A 16,000-nucleotide genomic window follows, 5' to 3' on the forward strand; every position below is an offset into this window, starting at 1 on the left:
ATTATTTTTCACAGTTATTTAGGAGGAGGCGGAGCCTCGGGTGGGGCGTTCCCAGGCGGAGCCAGGGAACGAGTTAAAACCGAGTTAAAATAATAGCAAATAATGAGTCCGCGTCGGCGTACTTTGCTTGCATAGGAGTGATTTCAATTGCCCGCCTAAATCTGCAGAGGTGGGATTTGAATTGGCTGTTTTTTACAGAAAAATCGGACATTATAGAAGAGTCAAACCAGTTTAGCGATCGCCTCGATAAACTGTCGTTCGTTGTAAGGTTTAGTGAAATACTGAGACGCGCCGAGTTCCATTGCGGTTTGGCGGTGTTTTGCGCCACTGCGGGAGGTAAGAACTGCCACGGGAATATGACAAAAGTGCGGGTGTTCTTTAATAGTTTTGAGCAATTCAAATCCATCCATGCGGGGCATTTCGATATCGGCGACAATCAGCGAACAATTGAGACCCTCGTGCAACTGTTCCATTGCATCTTGACCGTCTTTTGCTTGGGCCACGCGATAGCGCGCCCGAGAGAGGGTAAGAGAGAGCATTTGACGAATAGTATAGGAGTCATCCACCACCAAAATCAGGGGTTGAGAGGGTGGGGGAGGGAGGAGACGAACGTTACTGGAGCGATCGCCCATTGCGGGAGTTCCGGGTTGAATTTCCGCCTTCATGGGAAGCAAATTAGAGCCTTCTGGATGCAATTCCCCCACGATATCATCCACATCGAGAATGCTGACCACTTCGCCATTGCCCAGAATGGTGCAACCGAGAACGGTGTGAGGTTTAGAGAGGGGTTGGGGTAAAGGTTTGACCACAATTTCCTGTTGACCCACCAGACGTTCCACGGCGATCGCCACAATCCCATCGCTGGAACTGAGGACCAACACCGGGATATAATCCTGTCCCACCGGCACCGGCGAGGGATTATCCGGAGGGTCTTGGGTGTAATGGAGCAAATTTTGCAACGGAACCAAGCGGATATATTCCTCGCGCCAGCGCAACATGGGGCGATCGAGCGCCATGTGGATGTGCGAGGGTTGCACGTGAACGATTTCTTCCACCGCATCCAGGGGAACCGCCAGGGTATGATGAGCGATTCTCACCAATAAAGCATCGGAGATCGACAGCATCAGGGGCAATTTGATAATAAAACTGGTGCCTTTACCCAGGCGCGAGTCTACCTTCACCGTACCGCGCACTTGTTGCAAATTATTTCGCACCACATCCAGGCCCACACCGCGCCCGGAGAGGTCCGTCACTTGGCCGGCGGTACTGAAACCGGGCCAGAACAAGAATTCATAGAGTTCGTTCAGGGAGAGTTCCGCTGCTTGTTCCTCAGAAACCCATCCCAATTCTACCACCCGCGATCGCACCCGATCCGGGTCGATACCCTTCCCATCGTCGCTGACGGTAATAATCGTCTGACCCCCTTGGTGACGCGCTTCGATTTCGATTTGACCGCTGAGGGGTTTGCCCGCTTGCTGGCGTTCTTCCGGGGTTTCTATGCCGTGATCGAAGGCATTTCGCACCAGATGCACCAAGGGGTCGCGCAATGCATGTAACAAACTCTCATCGATTTTCGTTTCTCGGCCCAGCAGCAAGAGATTCACCTCTTTGTTGTGAGTGCGAGACAGTTCGCGGATGGCGCGCGGGAGGCGATCGACGGCGCGACTGAAACTGACCACGCGCAACTGCATGACGCGCGATCGCAGGCGTTCGCAGATGCGGCGCAGGCGATCGGTGCTGCGTTCCAAATTGAGGGCCACATCGTCGATTTGGGTACCCGATCGCGCGATCGCCTGGGTGGTTTCGATAGTTTCTTGGGCGGTGGAGTGAAATTCCCCATAGGTATCCAATTCCAAACTATCGAAAAGCGACTGATGTGCCGCAGACCCGATATTCTCACTTGTGCCGCTAGAAGGGGTCAAGGGTTGAGCCGATTCTCCCGCCAAGCGATCGTATTCTTCGCGCAATTGAACGCCGAATTGATTTAAGTCGCGGATGTGACGGCGCAGGCGCTTGACTTCCGATCGCAGTTGAGTTTCTTGCAGTTCCAAGTGAGTGCGGTTAATCACCAATTCGCCCACCAGGTTCACCAACTCCGTGAGACTGTCCAACTCCACCCGAATCGTGGGACGCACCACCACCGAGGGGTCTTGTGCTGGCGGAGTTGGCGCGGGCGGATTTGGCGCTAGGGGTTGCGGTTCGGGTGGTGGAGGTGAAGGTTCGGCGGCGGGAGTCGGCGGTGGAGTTTGTGCGCCGGGTAACTCGAACGGTTCGATCGCGATCGGTTGTTCGTGCAAGACTTGTTCCCGGGCGGATTGCAAATTTTGGGCGATCGCCCATCCCAGTTGTTGTAGCTCTTCCGGGGATAACTGCGGCGCATCCACAATGGCGCGCAAGCGATCGGCAATTTCGCCAAATTCCGGTAATTGCAACATTCCCGCCAACCCAGAAAGCTGGTAGTAGGTTTCGTTCAGTACCCCGAGGGTTTGTGACTGGTTTTCCCGGGTCAGTTGCGAGAGTTCCGTTTCCAAGCGGTCGAGAATTGGCGGCAATTCTTGCTCGAAAATGCTTTGAATTGCCGTAGTGCTGGCGGGATTTTTTTGTACCCATTGCGCCGATTCGTCTCGGGTGCCGTATTCTGCTTCTAACTGAGCTTTAATTTGCGCGATTTCCTTCGCATCTTCCTGCAATTGTTCCGAGTCTGGCGTACCGCTTTGTGTTACTGTAGCGGTGGATTTTTCGGTCATGCTTTTTAGGCGATCGACCCCCGATAGCAGGGCGCTCACCGTGGCGGATTTTAACTCGGATAAGTCAGCGCGATCGCGCAGAATAGCAAACCCATCTTCTAAAGCGTGAGCGGCGTGGGAAAGGTCTTCAAACCCAAACATCAACGCCGACCCTTTAATCGAGTGCGCCGCGCGAAACATTTCTTTCACTAATTGTTGTCGAGCTTCAGCAGACTCCGCATTTTCCATTGCTAACAAATGGTTTTCTAGCAATTGGAGAAACTCTTGCGTTTCGGCAATAAAAGCCCCGAGCAGCTCGTTTAAGTCGTCGGAGTTTATCAGTGTCATGGTTGGTTCTCGGTAAAAAAAGCGGGATAGAATGGAGAATTGAGCGTCGAGTAAATTATATCAAATCCGGATTGGTGCAACAGAGTTTTTTTGATAGGGATTAGTATTTCACCCCTTTTACCCTGCCCTGATGTGGTGTAGATACACCCTTTTCGGCTGCGGATTTTTCTGTAGCTTCCTCGATTCATTCTTCATGCAACCTGGCTCAATTCTCCAGTTAGTTTAGGCGCGGAAATTAGAAACCGACGCTTGGAGTTGATTGACTGCGATCGCCAAATCATCGAGAGAGCTGCGAACCTGCACGGATTTTTCCGCCGTGGTGGTAGAAATCGAGTTAACTTGTTGCATTACCGCAGAAATTTCCGAAGCACTGGTGGTTTGTTTGTTCGCCGCGCGAGTAATATTTTGCACCAAATCGTTCATTTGACGACTGACCTCGATAATCGCAATCAAATGAGTTTTCGCCTCAGCGGCGAGTTTCGTATCCGCGACGACTTCTTGCGTTCCCGCTTCCATTGCGGCACTGACGCGACCGATTTCGCTGCGTAAAAGTTCCACAATTTCCGAGATTTCTTCTGTTGCGGATGCCGAGCGATCGGCCAGTTTGCGGATTTCTTCCGCCACCACAGCAAATCCCAATCCTTGTTCGCCGGCTCTTGCGGCTTCAATTGTAGCATTAAGCGCCAGCAAATTGGTTTGGGCGGCAATTTGCGAAATCGAGGTGACAATTTTGCCGATTTGTTGCGAACTTTCTCCCAACCGTTTCATCATTTTTCCGGTTTGAGAAATGGTTTGGCGCAGTTCGTTAATGCCCTGCACCGCGCGGTCTACAGATTCCCCGCCAATTTCTGCCGTTTGCGCTGCTTGTTGGGCGACTTTTTCCGCCCGCATTGCCACATCGCACACTTCTTGAATGGAATGGGTTATGCCTTCGATTTGGCGCAACGAATCTTCGATTTGTTCGGCTTGATTGCCCGCCATATTCGAGAGTTCTTCGGTATTGGATATCGATTCGCCGGTAGCCGTTCGCACCTGAGTGGCCAACTCTTGAATGCCCGTCACCACTTTCCGCAGGGAAGAAATGAGGAAATTAAACGAATCCGCCACCGCACCGAGAACGTTATTGGTAACTTCGGCGCGCACGGTTAAATCCCCTTTGGCCGCTCCTTTAATTTCTCCTAGTAATTTAAGCACATGTTGGGTAAGCGAATCCGCCTCGGCTTTGCGGTCTTGCGCCAATTTTTCCAAATCTTGTTCCACTTCTTTGCGTTCGGTTAGGTCAAAGCGGATGCTAATGTATTTAATGATTTGACCTTCTGGATTGAATATCGGGGCGATGGTGGTATCTACCCAGTAAAATGAGCCATTTTTGCGTTGGTTTTTGATTTCGCCTTGCCAAATATCCCCAGCAGAAATCGTCGCCCACAAATCCTGGAAAAAGATTTTCGGGTGATGGCCAGAGTTGATAAGACGGTGATTTTTTCCGAGTAATTCCTCGCGGGTGTAACCGGAAATTTGGCAGAAATTATCGTTGACAAAGGTAATCGTGCCTTTCGGGTCGGTTTCGCTGACGATCGCCGCTTCGTCAAGCACATTTTGCCGGGTTTTCAGTTCTTGCAAAAGGCGCTCTTGTTCGGCGGCGAGTTCGCGCAAGCGGCTTTCGGTTTCCTTGCTTTGGGTGATATCGTGAGCCACCGCATAAAGTGCTTGCTGCTCCAGGGAAGGGCGCACACTCCAGGCTAACCATTTGTAAGACCCATCTTTGCACCGATAGCGATTTTCAAAATAGATGGTTTCTTCGCCTTGGGCGAGTTTTTCCGCTTCCGCAATGGTGGCGGCGCGATCGTCGGGATGAACGTATTCGACAAAGGGGGTGCCGATCAGTTCCGCCTCGGTGTAGCCGAGGGTTTTGGTCCAAGCGGGGTTGATGCGCTTGAAATGGCCATCAAACCCGGCGATACAAAGCAGGTCCAGGGAGATGGTGAAGAAGCGATCGCGCTCGATTTGGGCCAGCTTGCGATCGGTGATATCGCTATGTATCCCCAACCACTCGCGAATGCTACCATCCGGTTCGAGGATGGGTACGGCGCGAACCAGCATGTGTCGATACTCCCCATCGTGGCGACGCAAGCGATGTTCTACTTCATACAAAATGCGGTTTTCTAGGGCATGTGCCCAGACTTGTGCCGTATGGGGGCGATCGTCCGGGTGAACCGCATCCAGCCATCCCCATCCCTTCAGTTCGTCGAAACTTTGGCCGGTAAACTCGCTCCACGCCGGTTGTTCGGTCACGAATTCACCTTCCGCTTTGGTATCCCAGATAATTTGCGAGGTGGCTTCGATTAGGGAACGGAACCGCTCTTCCGATTGTCGCAACAGCATTTCCGTGTGCTTGCGATCGGTGATGTCGATTCCCATTTCTACCACGAGGGTTTCGCCATTCAGGGTGGTAAACGGATAGTCGTAAACTTGGTATGTGCGTCCCTTCTTCGGTTGCTTCCATTCCCAGGTTTGCGGCTGTTTTGTTTCAAACACGCGAAATGTGGGACAATCGGGACAAGGAGTGAGTCGATTGGCAACCACTTCATAACAGGGCCGCGAGTCTGTCTCCCCGAAGAGTTCGTGGAAAGTGCGATTGGCTAGGGCGATGGAATAATCCGGTTTTTGCAGATACAGGAACGCCGGAATGCCATCAATGACGGCTCGCAAGCGCTGACGTTCCAATTCTAGGGCTTGTTCGGCGCGCTTGCGATCGCTGATGTCGCGCGCTAAACCCAGGATTTGCATGCCGCGATCGCTTTGAAAGCCACTTAACTGTAGTTCCACGGGAAAGCTACTCCCATCGGCTCTTTGATGGATGCTCTCGATCGCCAATCGCTCCCCTTGCTTCAGCTTGTGCCACAGTTGCGCGTGATTCTCGGAAATTACCGTGGGATCGACCTGGGCGATGTTTAACCGTAACAACTGCTCCCGGGTATATCCCAAACTGTCGCACGCCTGCTGGTTGACGGCGATCAAATTTCCCTCCATGTCGGAGAGGAAAAAGGCATCGGCGGCAGATTCTACCAAATTTCGGAACAATTCCTCACGCTGGACGATCTCCCTTTCCGCTTCCACGCGATCGCTGATGTCGCGAATGATGGTAGATAAATACTCGATTTCCCCCTCGTCGGATTTTTGCCCGATTATCACTTGGGAAGTGGGAATGCGTCGCCCATTTCGGTGCTGCAACATCGTTTCGCCACTCCACACCCCCTGAGCCATTGCTTTATCGATTCCCTCTTGCAACTGCTCTCGGCATTTTTCCTCCTCGGGCACTACATCAAATGGCGTCAAGGAAGAAATATCTTCCTCTAGGGATAAACCCACCATCTTGCGTCCCGCTGGATTAATATACACCGCATTTCCCTGGCGATCGCATATCCCGACAAAATCAATGGTATTCTCTAAAATACTCGCAAGCTGTTTCAGCCTCACTTCCGCTTCTTGGCGCTGTTTGATTTCCTGTTGTAAGGCTTCGTTCGCCCTCTCCAGTTTTGCCGCACTCGGAAGAGCCTCCACTTGAAAAAGTACCGGCAGCATCTCCAACACCGCCCACACGGAAATCCCCCCACACAAGAATTTCACAGTGCCCAAAATCCAGTAATTCGGTTGCCAAATCATCCAGAAATCGAGCAAGTACGTCACTCCCACCCCTCCGAGAAGTGCGGGAATAAACCAAAACACCGGGCTAGCTACGATATCGCACTGCTTGCGGATAAAATAAACTAGCATCCCGGCGATCGCCACACAAGCCAGCACTAGGGCAATGTCTGCGGAAACATTTAACCAAACTAACCCCGGCTTCCATTCATAACACTCGCCATAAGGCAATAAATCGCCCAGTAAGAGGTTTTGGATTGACTGAAGCATAAAACATCCTCATCATCGATAGCAACAGTTGTCATGGGTTGGGGGTCATTGGTCATTGGTCATTGGTGATTGGTACTCCTACAAAGGACAAATGACAAGTGACAAGTGACAAGTGACCAATGACAAACGACAAATGACAAATGACCAACCACTAAGAGCGGAAATTGGCCACGGATTCTTGCAACTGGTTGACCGCGATCGCCAATCCATCCAAGGAGCTTTGTACCTGGACGGATTTTTCTGCCGTATTGGTAGAAATGCCACTGACTTGCTGCATCAGTTGTGCGATCGCGTCAGCGCTGGCAGTTTGCTGGGTAGCGGCCCGGGTAATATCTTGCACCAGGTCGTTCATCTGACGGCTGACATCGATAATCGCCACTAAATGAGTCTTCGCCTGGGCGGCGAGTTTCGTCCCCGCCACCACCTCTTCGGTGCCCGCTTCCATCGCCTCGCTCACCCGTCCGATTTCGCTGCGGATTTGCTCCACAATTTCAGAGATTTCCTCCGTCGCCGATGCCGATCGATCCGCCAGTTTGCGGATTTCTTCCGCCACCACCGCAAACCCCAACCCTTGCTCTCCGGCGCGTGCCGCTTCAATCGTGGCATTGAGCGCCAGCAAGTTGGTTTGGGCGGCAATTTGCGAAATCGAGGTGACGATTTTGCCGATTTGTTGCGAACTTTCCCCCAACCGTTTCATCATTTTTGCAGTTTGGGAAATGGTTTGGCGCAATTCGTTAATCCCCTCCACCGCGCGGTCTACCGATTCCCCACCGGTTTCAGCCTTTTGCGCCGCTTGTTGCGCCACCTGTTCGGCTTGTTTCGCCACCTGGGACACCTTTTGAATCGAATTAGCCATCCCTTCGATTTGGCCCAAAGCTTCTTCGATTTGATGCGCCTGTTCTCGCGCTTGGGTGGCTAACTGTTGTGTATTGCTAATCGAATCCCCCGTCGCCGAGTTAACCTCCGTGGCGAGTTGCTGAATGCCTTTCACCACTTTTCGCAGGGAGGACACCAGGAAATTGAACGAGTCGGCTAAGGCACCCAGCACGTCGGTTCCCACTTCGGCGCGCACGGTTAAGTCTCCTTTTGCCGCCCCTTTGATTTCCCCGAGCAGTTTGTGGACTTGCTGGGTCAGGGTATCCGCTTCGGCTTTGCGCTGGGCGGACATTTCTTGCAAGTCCGCGATCGCCTGGGTTTTTTCCGCTTCGGCAGATTCGCGATCGCGAATTTCTTGCTGCAACTGACTGTTCGTCTGTTGCAATTCCCCGGTGCGCGCTTCCACTCGTTGTTCCAAATCCGCCGTAAGCTGTTCGAGGGCTTGTTGGGTGCGTCGCTGTTCGGTAATATCCCGCATCACTTTCGAGAACCCGCGCAATTGCCCTTTATTATCCCGCAACGCGGTAATAATCACATTCGCCCAGAATTTCTGACCATCTTTTCGCAATCTTTCCCCTTCCTTCTCAAACCGACCCTGGTTTTTGGCTTGTTCCAGTTCTCCCTGCGGTGTGCCCAGACGGCGGTCTTCCGGGGAATAAAATACCTCGAAATGCTGCCCGAGAATCTCTTCGGCGCGGTATCCTTTAATCCGCTGTGCCCCTGCATTCCAACTCACCACCCGCCCTTCGGGATCTAGGCGAATAATCGCATAGTCTTTCACTCCATCCACCAGGGCGCGAAATCCTTCTTCGCTCTCGCGCAGGGCATCGAGAGCCTGTTTGCGATCGGTAATGTCCAAACAAGACCCGATATAGCCGGCAAAGCTGCCTTCGGAATCGAACCGAGGCACCGCGCTCATCAAAATCCACCGATATTCTCCATCGGCGCGTTTGAGCCGCACTTCCAGTTGGAATTTTTGCCGCGCGTCGAATGCCTTTTCGTAGGTGTTTACCGCCCGCCCTCGGTCTTCGGGATGGAAGACTTCCGTCCAACCGTAGCCGAAATCTCGCTCGATCGCGCGCCCGGTAAATTCTACCCATCTTTGGTTGAAGTAATTCGCTTGTTTGTCCGCGCCGGTGACCCAAATCAATGCCGGCACCGTATCCGCCATCGTGCGAAATCGCTCTTCGCTTTCTTTAATTGCGGCTTCGGCTTGTTTGCGTTCGGTGATATCCAGGACAATGGCTAAAAATAGCGATCGCTCTTCCTGGCGCATGAATTGCAGGTGAACTTCTACCGGATAAAGACTGCCATCGCGCCGCCGGTGAACGGTTTCGATTCGCAGTTTTTCTTCCCGCCCTTCCACTAAGGGGGCGATCGCGTTTCTTAACGTGGGCATGTCCACCATTTCCGGATTGATGTCCATCGCTGTTTTGCCCAGCATTTGGTCTAGGGAATATCCCAGGTTTCTCAATGCCCCTTGGTTGACGTACTCGAAAGCCAGGGTTTCTTCGGAAAACAGATAGATTTCGTTGAGGCTGGACTCGACTATGTTGAGCAGTTGCATCCGCTCTCGTTCGGCGTTAATGCGTTCGGTGATGACTTCGCTGAACATGATAATTCCGCCCACTTCGCCGCCGCTGTCGTACCAGGGATGAATTTCCCATTTCACCCAGTCGGTGGTGCCGTCTCGGCGGGGAAAGGGATCGGCTTCGCAGCTTAGGGTTTCTCCGGCTAAGGCGCGGCGATGCAGTTGAATCCAGCGTTCGGGCACTTCGGGAAATAAATCGTAGTGCGATCGCCCCATAATCTCTTGTTGTTCTAACCGATAATCGCTCAGCCAGCGCCGCGATACCACTAAATAGCGCAGTTGGTTGTCGAATAAGGCGACGGCGGCGGGAGTGTATTCCACAAACAGGCGCAGTTGCTCTTCTTTTTCCTGCCGATCGCTGATGTCGCGCACTTGGGCTAAAATAAACGTCTCTTCCCCAACTGTGACCCCATTGAGAAAAATTTCGGCGTCAAAGATAGAACCGTCTCGCGGTCTTCTGGCTTTCCAGGTAAAGGTTTGCCCAACCCCTGCGATCGCTTTTTCCCACCGTTGCGGAAGGTTCTCGATGGGATTTCCCGGCCCTGAGTAATCTTTGACCAGAGACAGTTTGGAGGCGTTTTCTCGGCTGACGCCATACTGTTGCAAAACGCGATCGTTGAGGTCGATAATTTCCCCGGCTGCATTGTGAATGAAAATCGCGTCATCTATGGCATTAATAATCGCTCGCAATTTGGTAAGTTCGGCTTCCAGTTTCTTCTCGCTTTCTGGATAAATTATTAAATAACCCAGGGTTCGATTGTTGTCATTTTTAAGAGGAATTTTTTCCAGGCTATCTAGTGAATCATTCAACCTCCTATGTAGGTCAGTTTGCCTTGCACTCTCTGACCCCTTCTGCTGATTCAATACTCCCTCGGCGGGTTCTTCGATAAATTGTGCGCGGGAATCCAATCCAAATGTTTGGGCAAAAGATTGGTTGGCTCCTAAATAAACCGACTTGCTATTTTGCCACGCAATTGGCAATGAAATTTGCTTAATCGCTTTTGTTAATAAGTGTCCCGATGGCAGAAAGCCCGTTTCTATGACCTCGGCCATGCCCCGGCGATAGGTGATAAATGCGCCGAAAAACGTTACCACACTAATAGTTTTTGCCAGGGAAAATAAGAGAAAATGGGCTTGTTGTCCCCAAGAAATATCGGCGATCGCGCGGACAATAGCATCGGCTCCTTGGAATAAGAAAAACCCCATCGTAATGAGTAAAAACAAGACCGTCTTTTTTGGCCGCAATATGGGCAGGATGGCGAGCGCTATGCCCAAACAACATCCTCCCTGCACGAACAGCAATCCACCCTCAATCCCTATCCCGTTTGCCTCGGGTAGACGGGAAGGATCTATTTGCAATAACCACTGAAGGAGTAGCATAATCTCGATTGTCCTTTGTGCTTTGTTATTTGTCCTTTGTCATTTGTCTTTGGTCCTTTGTCTTTTGTGGGAGTACCAATGACCAATGACCAATGACCAATGACAAATGACCGATGACCCATATTTACCAGCGTTCTGATTGGGCGAGGGCTTCGATATCTAAAATCATCACTAAGCTGCCATTCAAATCGTATAATCCCCTTAAAAATGGAGCGACTTCTTCGCTGACGTCAATACTGGAGACAATGCGATCTCGATTCACTGAAATGACCCCATACACCCGAGAAAGGGCTAACCCCATTCGCACGTTCGAGAGGGCGTTATTGTTCCCATTGGGGACTTCGACCACTAAAATCCGACTCTGAGGAGAATCGGGATCCACAGGTTCGGCACCCATAAAACGCCCAAAATCCGCAACCGCGAGGATTTCCCCGCGTAAGTTCGTTAACCCGATTAAATAGGGCAAGGTATTTGGTACGGCACAGATGGATTGTTGCCTGAGAAACAGAACTTCGCGCACCGACATCAGGTCGATCGCAAATTGGCTTTCTCCTTGCCCAAATAATAGGAACTGCACCGCATTTCCATCGGTTGCGTGCTGGAGTTTTTCGGTTTCCTCGATAGGATCGAATCCCTCTGATGCAATCATAAAGCCTCCTTGGGAAATATGGAGCCACGGAATGGGTCAACCAGAAGCGATCGCGTTGATGGGATATAGATAGATCGCATTTGATGCTTCCGGTGGGGGTAGCGATCGCGGGGAAACCGGGTGCGCGGGTTGCCCTGAGCTTAGGGTGCCCGAAATTTCCCCAAATTCTGGTAAAGGCGGAAGAATCTGCCCCTCTCTCTCGCCCCTGGCGCAATTGTTTTACAAGAGTCGCTGTACGATGTCAACCAGTTGTTCCGGGTCAAAGGGTTTGGTGACGTAAGCATCCGCCCCTAACTCGGCCCCCCAGGTTTTATCGATTTCGGTGTTTTTCTGAGAGCAGAAGATGACCGGCAAGCGTTCGGTTTTGCGATCGCCGCGCAACTCGCGGATGACTTCAAACCCGTTCATCCGAGGCATGATCACGTCGAGTATCACCACATCGGGGATCGATTCTCGAATACAGGCGATCGCTTCTTCGCCATCCGTTGCTTCCACCACTTCCATTCCCGCATTTTTCAGAATGCGGCTAATCATCTCCAGTTCGCTGGCTACATCATCCACAACTAAAATTTTGGCCATTTTTATGGTTCCCTACTTTCTATCGGGTTTCACTGGTGATTTTCCCTCTCCTTTCTTATTCTATGAGATTGGCAATCCCAGACGACCTAATACTTCAAATTACTTAACTTTTCTGACCAGAGCCTATCTGCGCCATCTCCCGCTGGATTTTTCAGCCAGAACTGTCAATCTGTATCGAGTGGGTTAATTGGCGCAAATGAACCCTTCTGTGCGTTCTTTTCTCCCCTCACAAAATATTTTTTTAGCCTCACCTTGATGAGGCGATCGCGCTGATTGTTTGCTGATTGTTTTCGGCTTTTCCACTTCTGCTCTACCTGAGAAAAAAGTATCGCTTGCTAGAAATCTGCCAAATTCCCACCCTTCTTTCTCGAACTGAGCGCTCTATCCTAGCAATGGAATCTCTCGCGTTTATCCCTCTTCTTTACCCCTGTTTTCTCCCAGTTCAATTAAGCTGTTAAGCGGTTAGCCATTGAATTGGATAACAGTAGCTCCCGAGACACTCGCGTAGCTCCCGGGAAGCTCGCCCTTCGCCCAGGCTGCCCGGTAAGGCACTTCGCTACCATTGAAATCGCCCTTCTGCACGCACTCCTGAGCCACTCCACGCCTCCTTAACCTCCTACCCGGACTCATCTTTTTTGCCACTCTTGCTTCAGATAGGATACCATCCACATGCAACCTGCCTACCGATGGAGTCGGTGCGCGAACCTGCCAAAACCATCCAAAAAACTTTCCCACCCGTTGAAGGCGGGGGGTTATGTACCGGAGGTGCGTTTGCTCGGTATAGAGTCTATTCACAGCAACGTTTGCACGGTGGATGGAGGAGCTTGCCCCATTCCACCGATTTGGGTGTTGCTGCATCTAAATTAAAGAACCAGCGGCAAACCTGCTTAGAGACGCAGGCAATTTTAGGCGCTGTTGCGAACCGATTCAGGCATACTTTTAACAGGCTTCTCGGTGTTGAGAAAAGCGTGCTTGGGATCTAATCGCGGTATTGTTGGATGCTCCCGAATCGGCGGGTTTGCGGTTAGCCTCCTGTAGGGGAATTTCGATAATAAACTCGGTTCCGCGATCGGGGGCGGAGACGCAGTGCAATTGACCCCCATGTTTTTCCACCACAATATGATAGCTAATGGATAAGCCTAAGCCGGTACCTTTGCCCACCGGCTTGGTAGTAAAGAAGGGGTCGAACAGTCTTTGGCGAACTTCCTCGGGCATTCCCGATCCGTTATCGGCAATTCGGATAACCACCCTTCTACCACTGCGATCGCCGGTTTGTGCATCGCCCTCTACAATATCGGTGGAAATGCGAATTTCTGGTTGGGGTAAATTTTCCCGGGAAAACTCGCCTTTGCCATTGAGTTTTTCCGTTGCGGAAGGCAAACCACACAGAGCCGATTGGGTTTTCGTCTCTAAAGCATCAACCGCATTGCTCAAAATGTTCATAAACACTTGATTGAGCTGTCCGGCGTAGCATTCGATAGGTGGCAATTCGCCATACTCTTTGAGAATTTCAATTCCCGGAAATCCCGCTCTGGGTTTGAGGCGGTTGTGCAGGATTAATAAGGTACTTTCCAGACCATCATGGATGTTGACCCGCTTCATCTGCGCTTCGTCTAAGCGGGAGAAATTCCGCAAGTTCAACACGATTTCGCGAATGCGATCGGTGCCTAACTGCATGGAAGAGAGTAGTTTCGGTAAGTCTTGACGCAAGAAATCCAAATCGATTTCTTCCGTGTAGGCGTCAATTTCAGGTTCGGGATTGGGATAGTGGGTTTGATACAGTTTGACCAGATTCAATAAGTCGTCAATATAGCAGTTGGCATGGTCGAGATTTCCATAGATAAAATTCACCGGATTGTTGATTTCATGCGCCACGCCCGCCACCATTTGACCGAGACTGGACATTTTTTCCGTTTGAATCAGTTGCGCTTGGGTTTGTTTGAGTTCCTGTAAGGTTTTTTCCAGTTGCTGCGCCTGTTGTGTGAGTTGCACTTCCCGGCGCTGCAAGGCTTCCATCATCCGCACCCGGGAGGTAATATCTCGCAAGGAGGCAATGATCGCCGGTTCTCCTTCCCATTGGGTTTCCACCACTCGCATTTCGGCGATCGCATCTTCTGCGTCTGGGCGCAACACCTCTACCTGCGTCTGTACCACTCGCGTCCCTTTGCGCTCTGTTTCTCCCACCCGCTGGATAATCTCGGTGCCAATTTGACCCCCTTTAATCTCGAATACCCGGGTGCCAAACACTTCTTTGCCAATCAAATCTTCTGCGTTGCACTTGAACAAACATTCCGCTGCCTGGTTCGCAAAGCACACCCGCCCTTTGCTATCCAAGATAATAATCCCATCCCCTAGTTTGGTGATGACATTGCGAAACCGAACCTCTCTCGCATCGAGTTCTTCTCGCAGTTGCTTGACTTGTTGTTGGAGTTGCGCTGTCGTTACCATAATTCCCTTCTTCCTCTGTGGTTGAACTCTATCTGCTGAATGTCAACATGGGGCAAACCAAGCCAGTGCCCCTAATTTCTAATGGTTTGTCTGCGATTCGCGTTTTGCATCCCCGTTGCCTACCTAACACTTCCGGCGGTGGATCTGGGGGTGGTGCCTGAATCCAAGGGGGCTTTCCAAAACTCATGCGGTGGAGTCTCCTCCCCGCAACGTTGGCTCTTGACCCCTCAAGTCATTGTTGTGCCTTGCTTTTCGGCATATGCCTTAGTTGTTTTTCTCCATTGCCAAAGTTTGAGTGCAGGGAGTCAAAATCCAACTGCTCATCGAGAGGGCATAACCCGAGCATTCCTCTGAGTCGCTCCCACTCTTCCTCCTGAATCCATAACTTCGGCTTTCTTCTCCTATTCTCGAGGTTTTGCTACTTCTATTTCGTTTTATAGAACACTTTTTGGAAGTTCTTTAGTATTTTTTAATACTTCCAGCGCCTAGGGTCATATGATAAGGGAAAATTCCTCTTAAGAGTTAGTTCCCTTGGGTAGCTCGGATTTGGCGGGTTTCTTCAAAATTTAAACAAATTTTCCAGAACCGGAAACATTACTTAATATCGGACTCTCCTAGCTCAAAGTCCCGTTTGACCGCCAGACGCATTCCGTCTCCTCCCATACCAGTTGTCTGAAAAATACGGTGATTTATAAGATTAGAGTGGCATCAATAATGACTAAACCACATCAGCTATTTAGCGGATTTTTGACAATTAAACTTTGCGTGCAACTACGTAAGGGTTTTTACCGATGGAGGGTCAGCGCCCACCCGTAAATCCCGCAAGTCCTCATTTGAACTTGATTTTTTCAAGCCCACACCCGCAACGTTTCTCCCAGTCAGACCCCAATGGAAGGCTCCCTTTCATCGGTTCGGTTGTTCTGCAAAAAAAATAGACCCCTCATGCCGATTGTTACCCATTTAATCCGCCAAAGGGTTGAAAATTTACAAACTCTTTATCATTCATGGCTCAAACTTTATATTTTTGTGTTTCAACACAGGGATGGAATTTGAGCCAGTGCCATCCCGATTAACACAAGGATTGTCTACATCAGGGAAATGACAGTACAATTGCCGGATTTATTGGCGATCGCCGTCAAACTCCTCCTTCTTTTTCTCCCGGCATTGCAATCCGGCAAGGCAGTTTATTCTCTCGATGTAAAATACAATTCGCCCCTCAGGGTGACGTTTCGATCTAAGGGGGCGCAGTTCACGGGTTGGATTTGACTTGCCGATAGGATATTTGCTAGAATTTAAGATAAAACTATCGGGGTTAAAGGGGTTCACAATTTCCCCGCAGAGCTAAGTCATGCTTTTTGGCGATCGTTGCCTACAGCAGCCCGGATCTCGTCAAGTCGGTTCTACGTTAATTTTTGTCAGGGACTCCGTAGAAACCAACCCCATGTCTAAAGTCAGGGGCTTGTACTTCTAACCACCTGACCAGCCTAAACC

Annotated in this window: 7 protein-coding genes; 1 reads left to right on the forward strand and 6 read right to left on the reverse strand. The window is 50.8% G+C overall.

What is annotated here, in order from left to right:
• Positions 1 to 221 precede the first annotated feature (221 nt).
• The 6 genes from LKK83_RS06145 to LKK83_RS06170 all read right to left on the reverse strand — a co-directional run bounded on the left by LKK83_RS06145 (position 222) and on the right by LKK83_RS06170 (position 14,509).
• Positions 222 to 3,074, reverse strand: coding sequence for a hybrid sensor histidine kinase/response regulator (locus tag LKK83_RS06145; protein WP_324630067.1), 2,853 nt, complete (start codon positions 3,072 to 3,074; stop codon positions 222 to 224).
• A gap of 222 nt (positions 3,075 to 3,296) precedes the next feature.
• Positions 3,297 to 6,986, reverse strand: a complete 3,690-nt coding sequence (locus tag LKK83_RS06150) for a methyl-accepting chemotaxis protein (RefSeq protein WP_324630068.1) — start codon at positions 6,984 to 6,986, stop codon at positions 3,297 to 3,299.
• 151 nt (positions 6,987 to 7,137) lie between these two features.
• Entirely contained in the window at positions 7,138 to 10,659 is a 3,522-nt protein-coding gene (locus LKK83_RS06155; RefSeq protein ID WP_324630069.1) for a PAS domain S-box protein, read from the reverse strand.
• A 298-nt stretch (positions 10,660 to 10,957) separates the two neighbouring features.
• Complete coding sequence (locus tag LKK83_RS06160) at positions 10,958 to 11,482, reverse strand: chemotaxis protein CheW (RefSeq protein ID WP_324630070.1); 525 nt, start codon at positions 11,480 to 11,482, stop codon at positions 10,958 to 10,960.
• 219 nt (positions 11,483 to 11,701) lie between these two features.
• Positions 11,702 to 12,061: a response regulator transcription factor gene (locus tag LKK83_RS06165; RefSeq protein WP_324630071.1), complete on the reverse strand. Its 360-nt coding sequence runs from the start codon at positions 12,059 to 12,061 to the stop codon at positions 11,702 to 11,704.
• A 939-nt stretch (positions 12,062 to 13,000) separates the two neighbouring features.
• Positions 13,001 to 14,509 carry a PAS domain-containing sensor histidine kinase gene (locus tag LKK83_RS06170; protein WP_324630072.1) on the reverse strand — a complete coding sequence of 503 codons (1,509 nt, stop codon included), beginning with the start codon at positions 14,507 to 14,509 and terminating at the stop codon, positions 13,001 to 13,003.
• Positions 14,510 to 15,607: 1,098 nt separating this feature from the next.
• On the opposite strand from LKK83_RS06170, the gene LKK83_RS06175 reads away from it, so the two are divergent.
• Positions 15,608 to 15,775, forward strand: coding sequence for a hypothetical protein (locus tag LKK83_RS06175; protein ID WP_324630074.1), 168 nt, complete (start codon positions 15,608 to 15,610; stop codon positions 15,773 to 15,775).
• Positions 15,776 to 16,000: the final 225 nt, after the last annotated feature.

Origin of the sequence: Phormidium sp. CCY1219 (genome assembly GCF_035615515.1) — a bacterium.
Taxonomy (GTDB): domain Bacteria; phylum Cyanobacteriota; class Cyanobacteriia; order Cyanobacteriales; family Laspinemataceae; genus CCY1219.

Bases quoted from the DNA above. Each gene is read 5' to 3' on its own strand.
- LKK83_RS06145 (WP_324630067.1), bottom strand. From the start codon at position 3,074: ATGACACTGATAAACTCCGACGACTTAAACGAGCTGCTCGGGGCTTTT.
- LKK83_RS06150 (WP_324630068.1), bottom strand. From the start codon at position 6,986: ATGCTTCAGTCAATCCAAAACCTCTTACTGGGCGATTTATTGCCTTAT.
- LKK83_RS06155 (WP_324630069.1), bottom strand. From the start codon at position 10,659: ATGGGGTTTTTCTTATTCCAAGGAGCCGATGCTATTGTCCGCGCGATC.
- LKK83_RS06160 (WP_324630070.1), bottom strand. From the start codon at position 11,482: ATGATTGCATCAGAGGGATTCGATCCTATCGAGGAAACCGAAAAACTC.
- LKK83_RS06165 (WP_324630071.1), bottom strand. From the start codon at position 12,061: ATGGCCAAAATTTTAGTTGTGGATGATGTAGCCAGCGAACTGGAGATG.
- LKK83_RS06170 (WP_324630072.1), bottom strand. From the start codon at position 14,509: ATGGTAACGACAGCGCAACTCCAACAACAAGTCAAGCAACTGCGAGAA.
- LKK83_RS06175 (WP_324630074.1), top strand. From the start codon at position 15,608: ATGACAGTACAATTGCCGGATTTATTGGCGATCGCCGTCAAACTCCTC.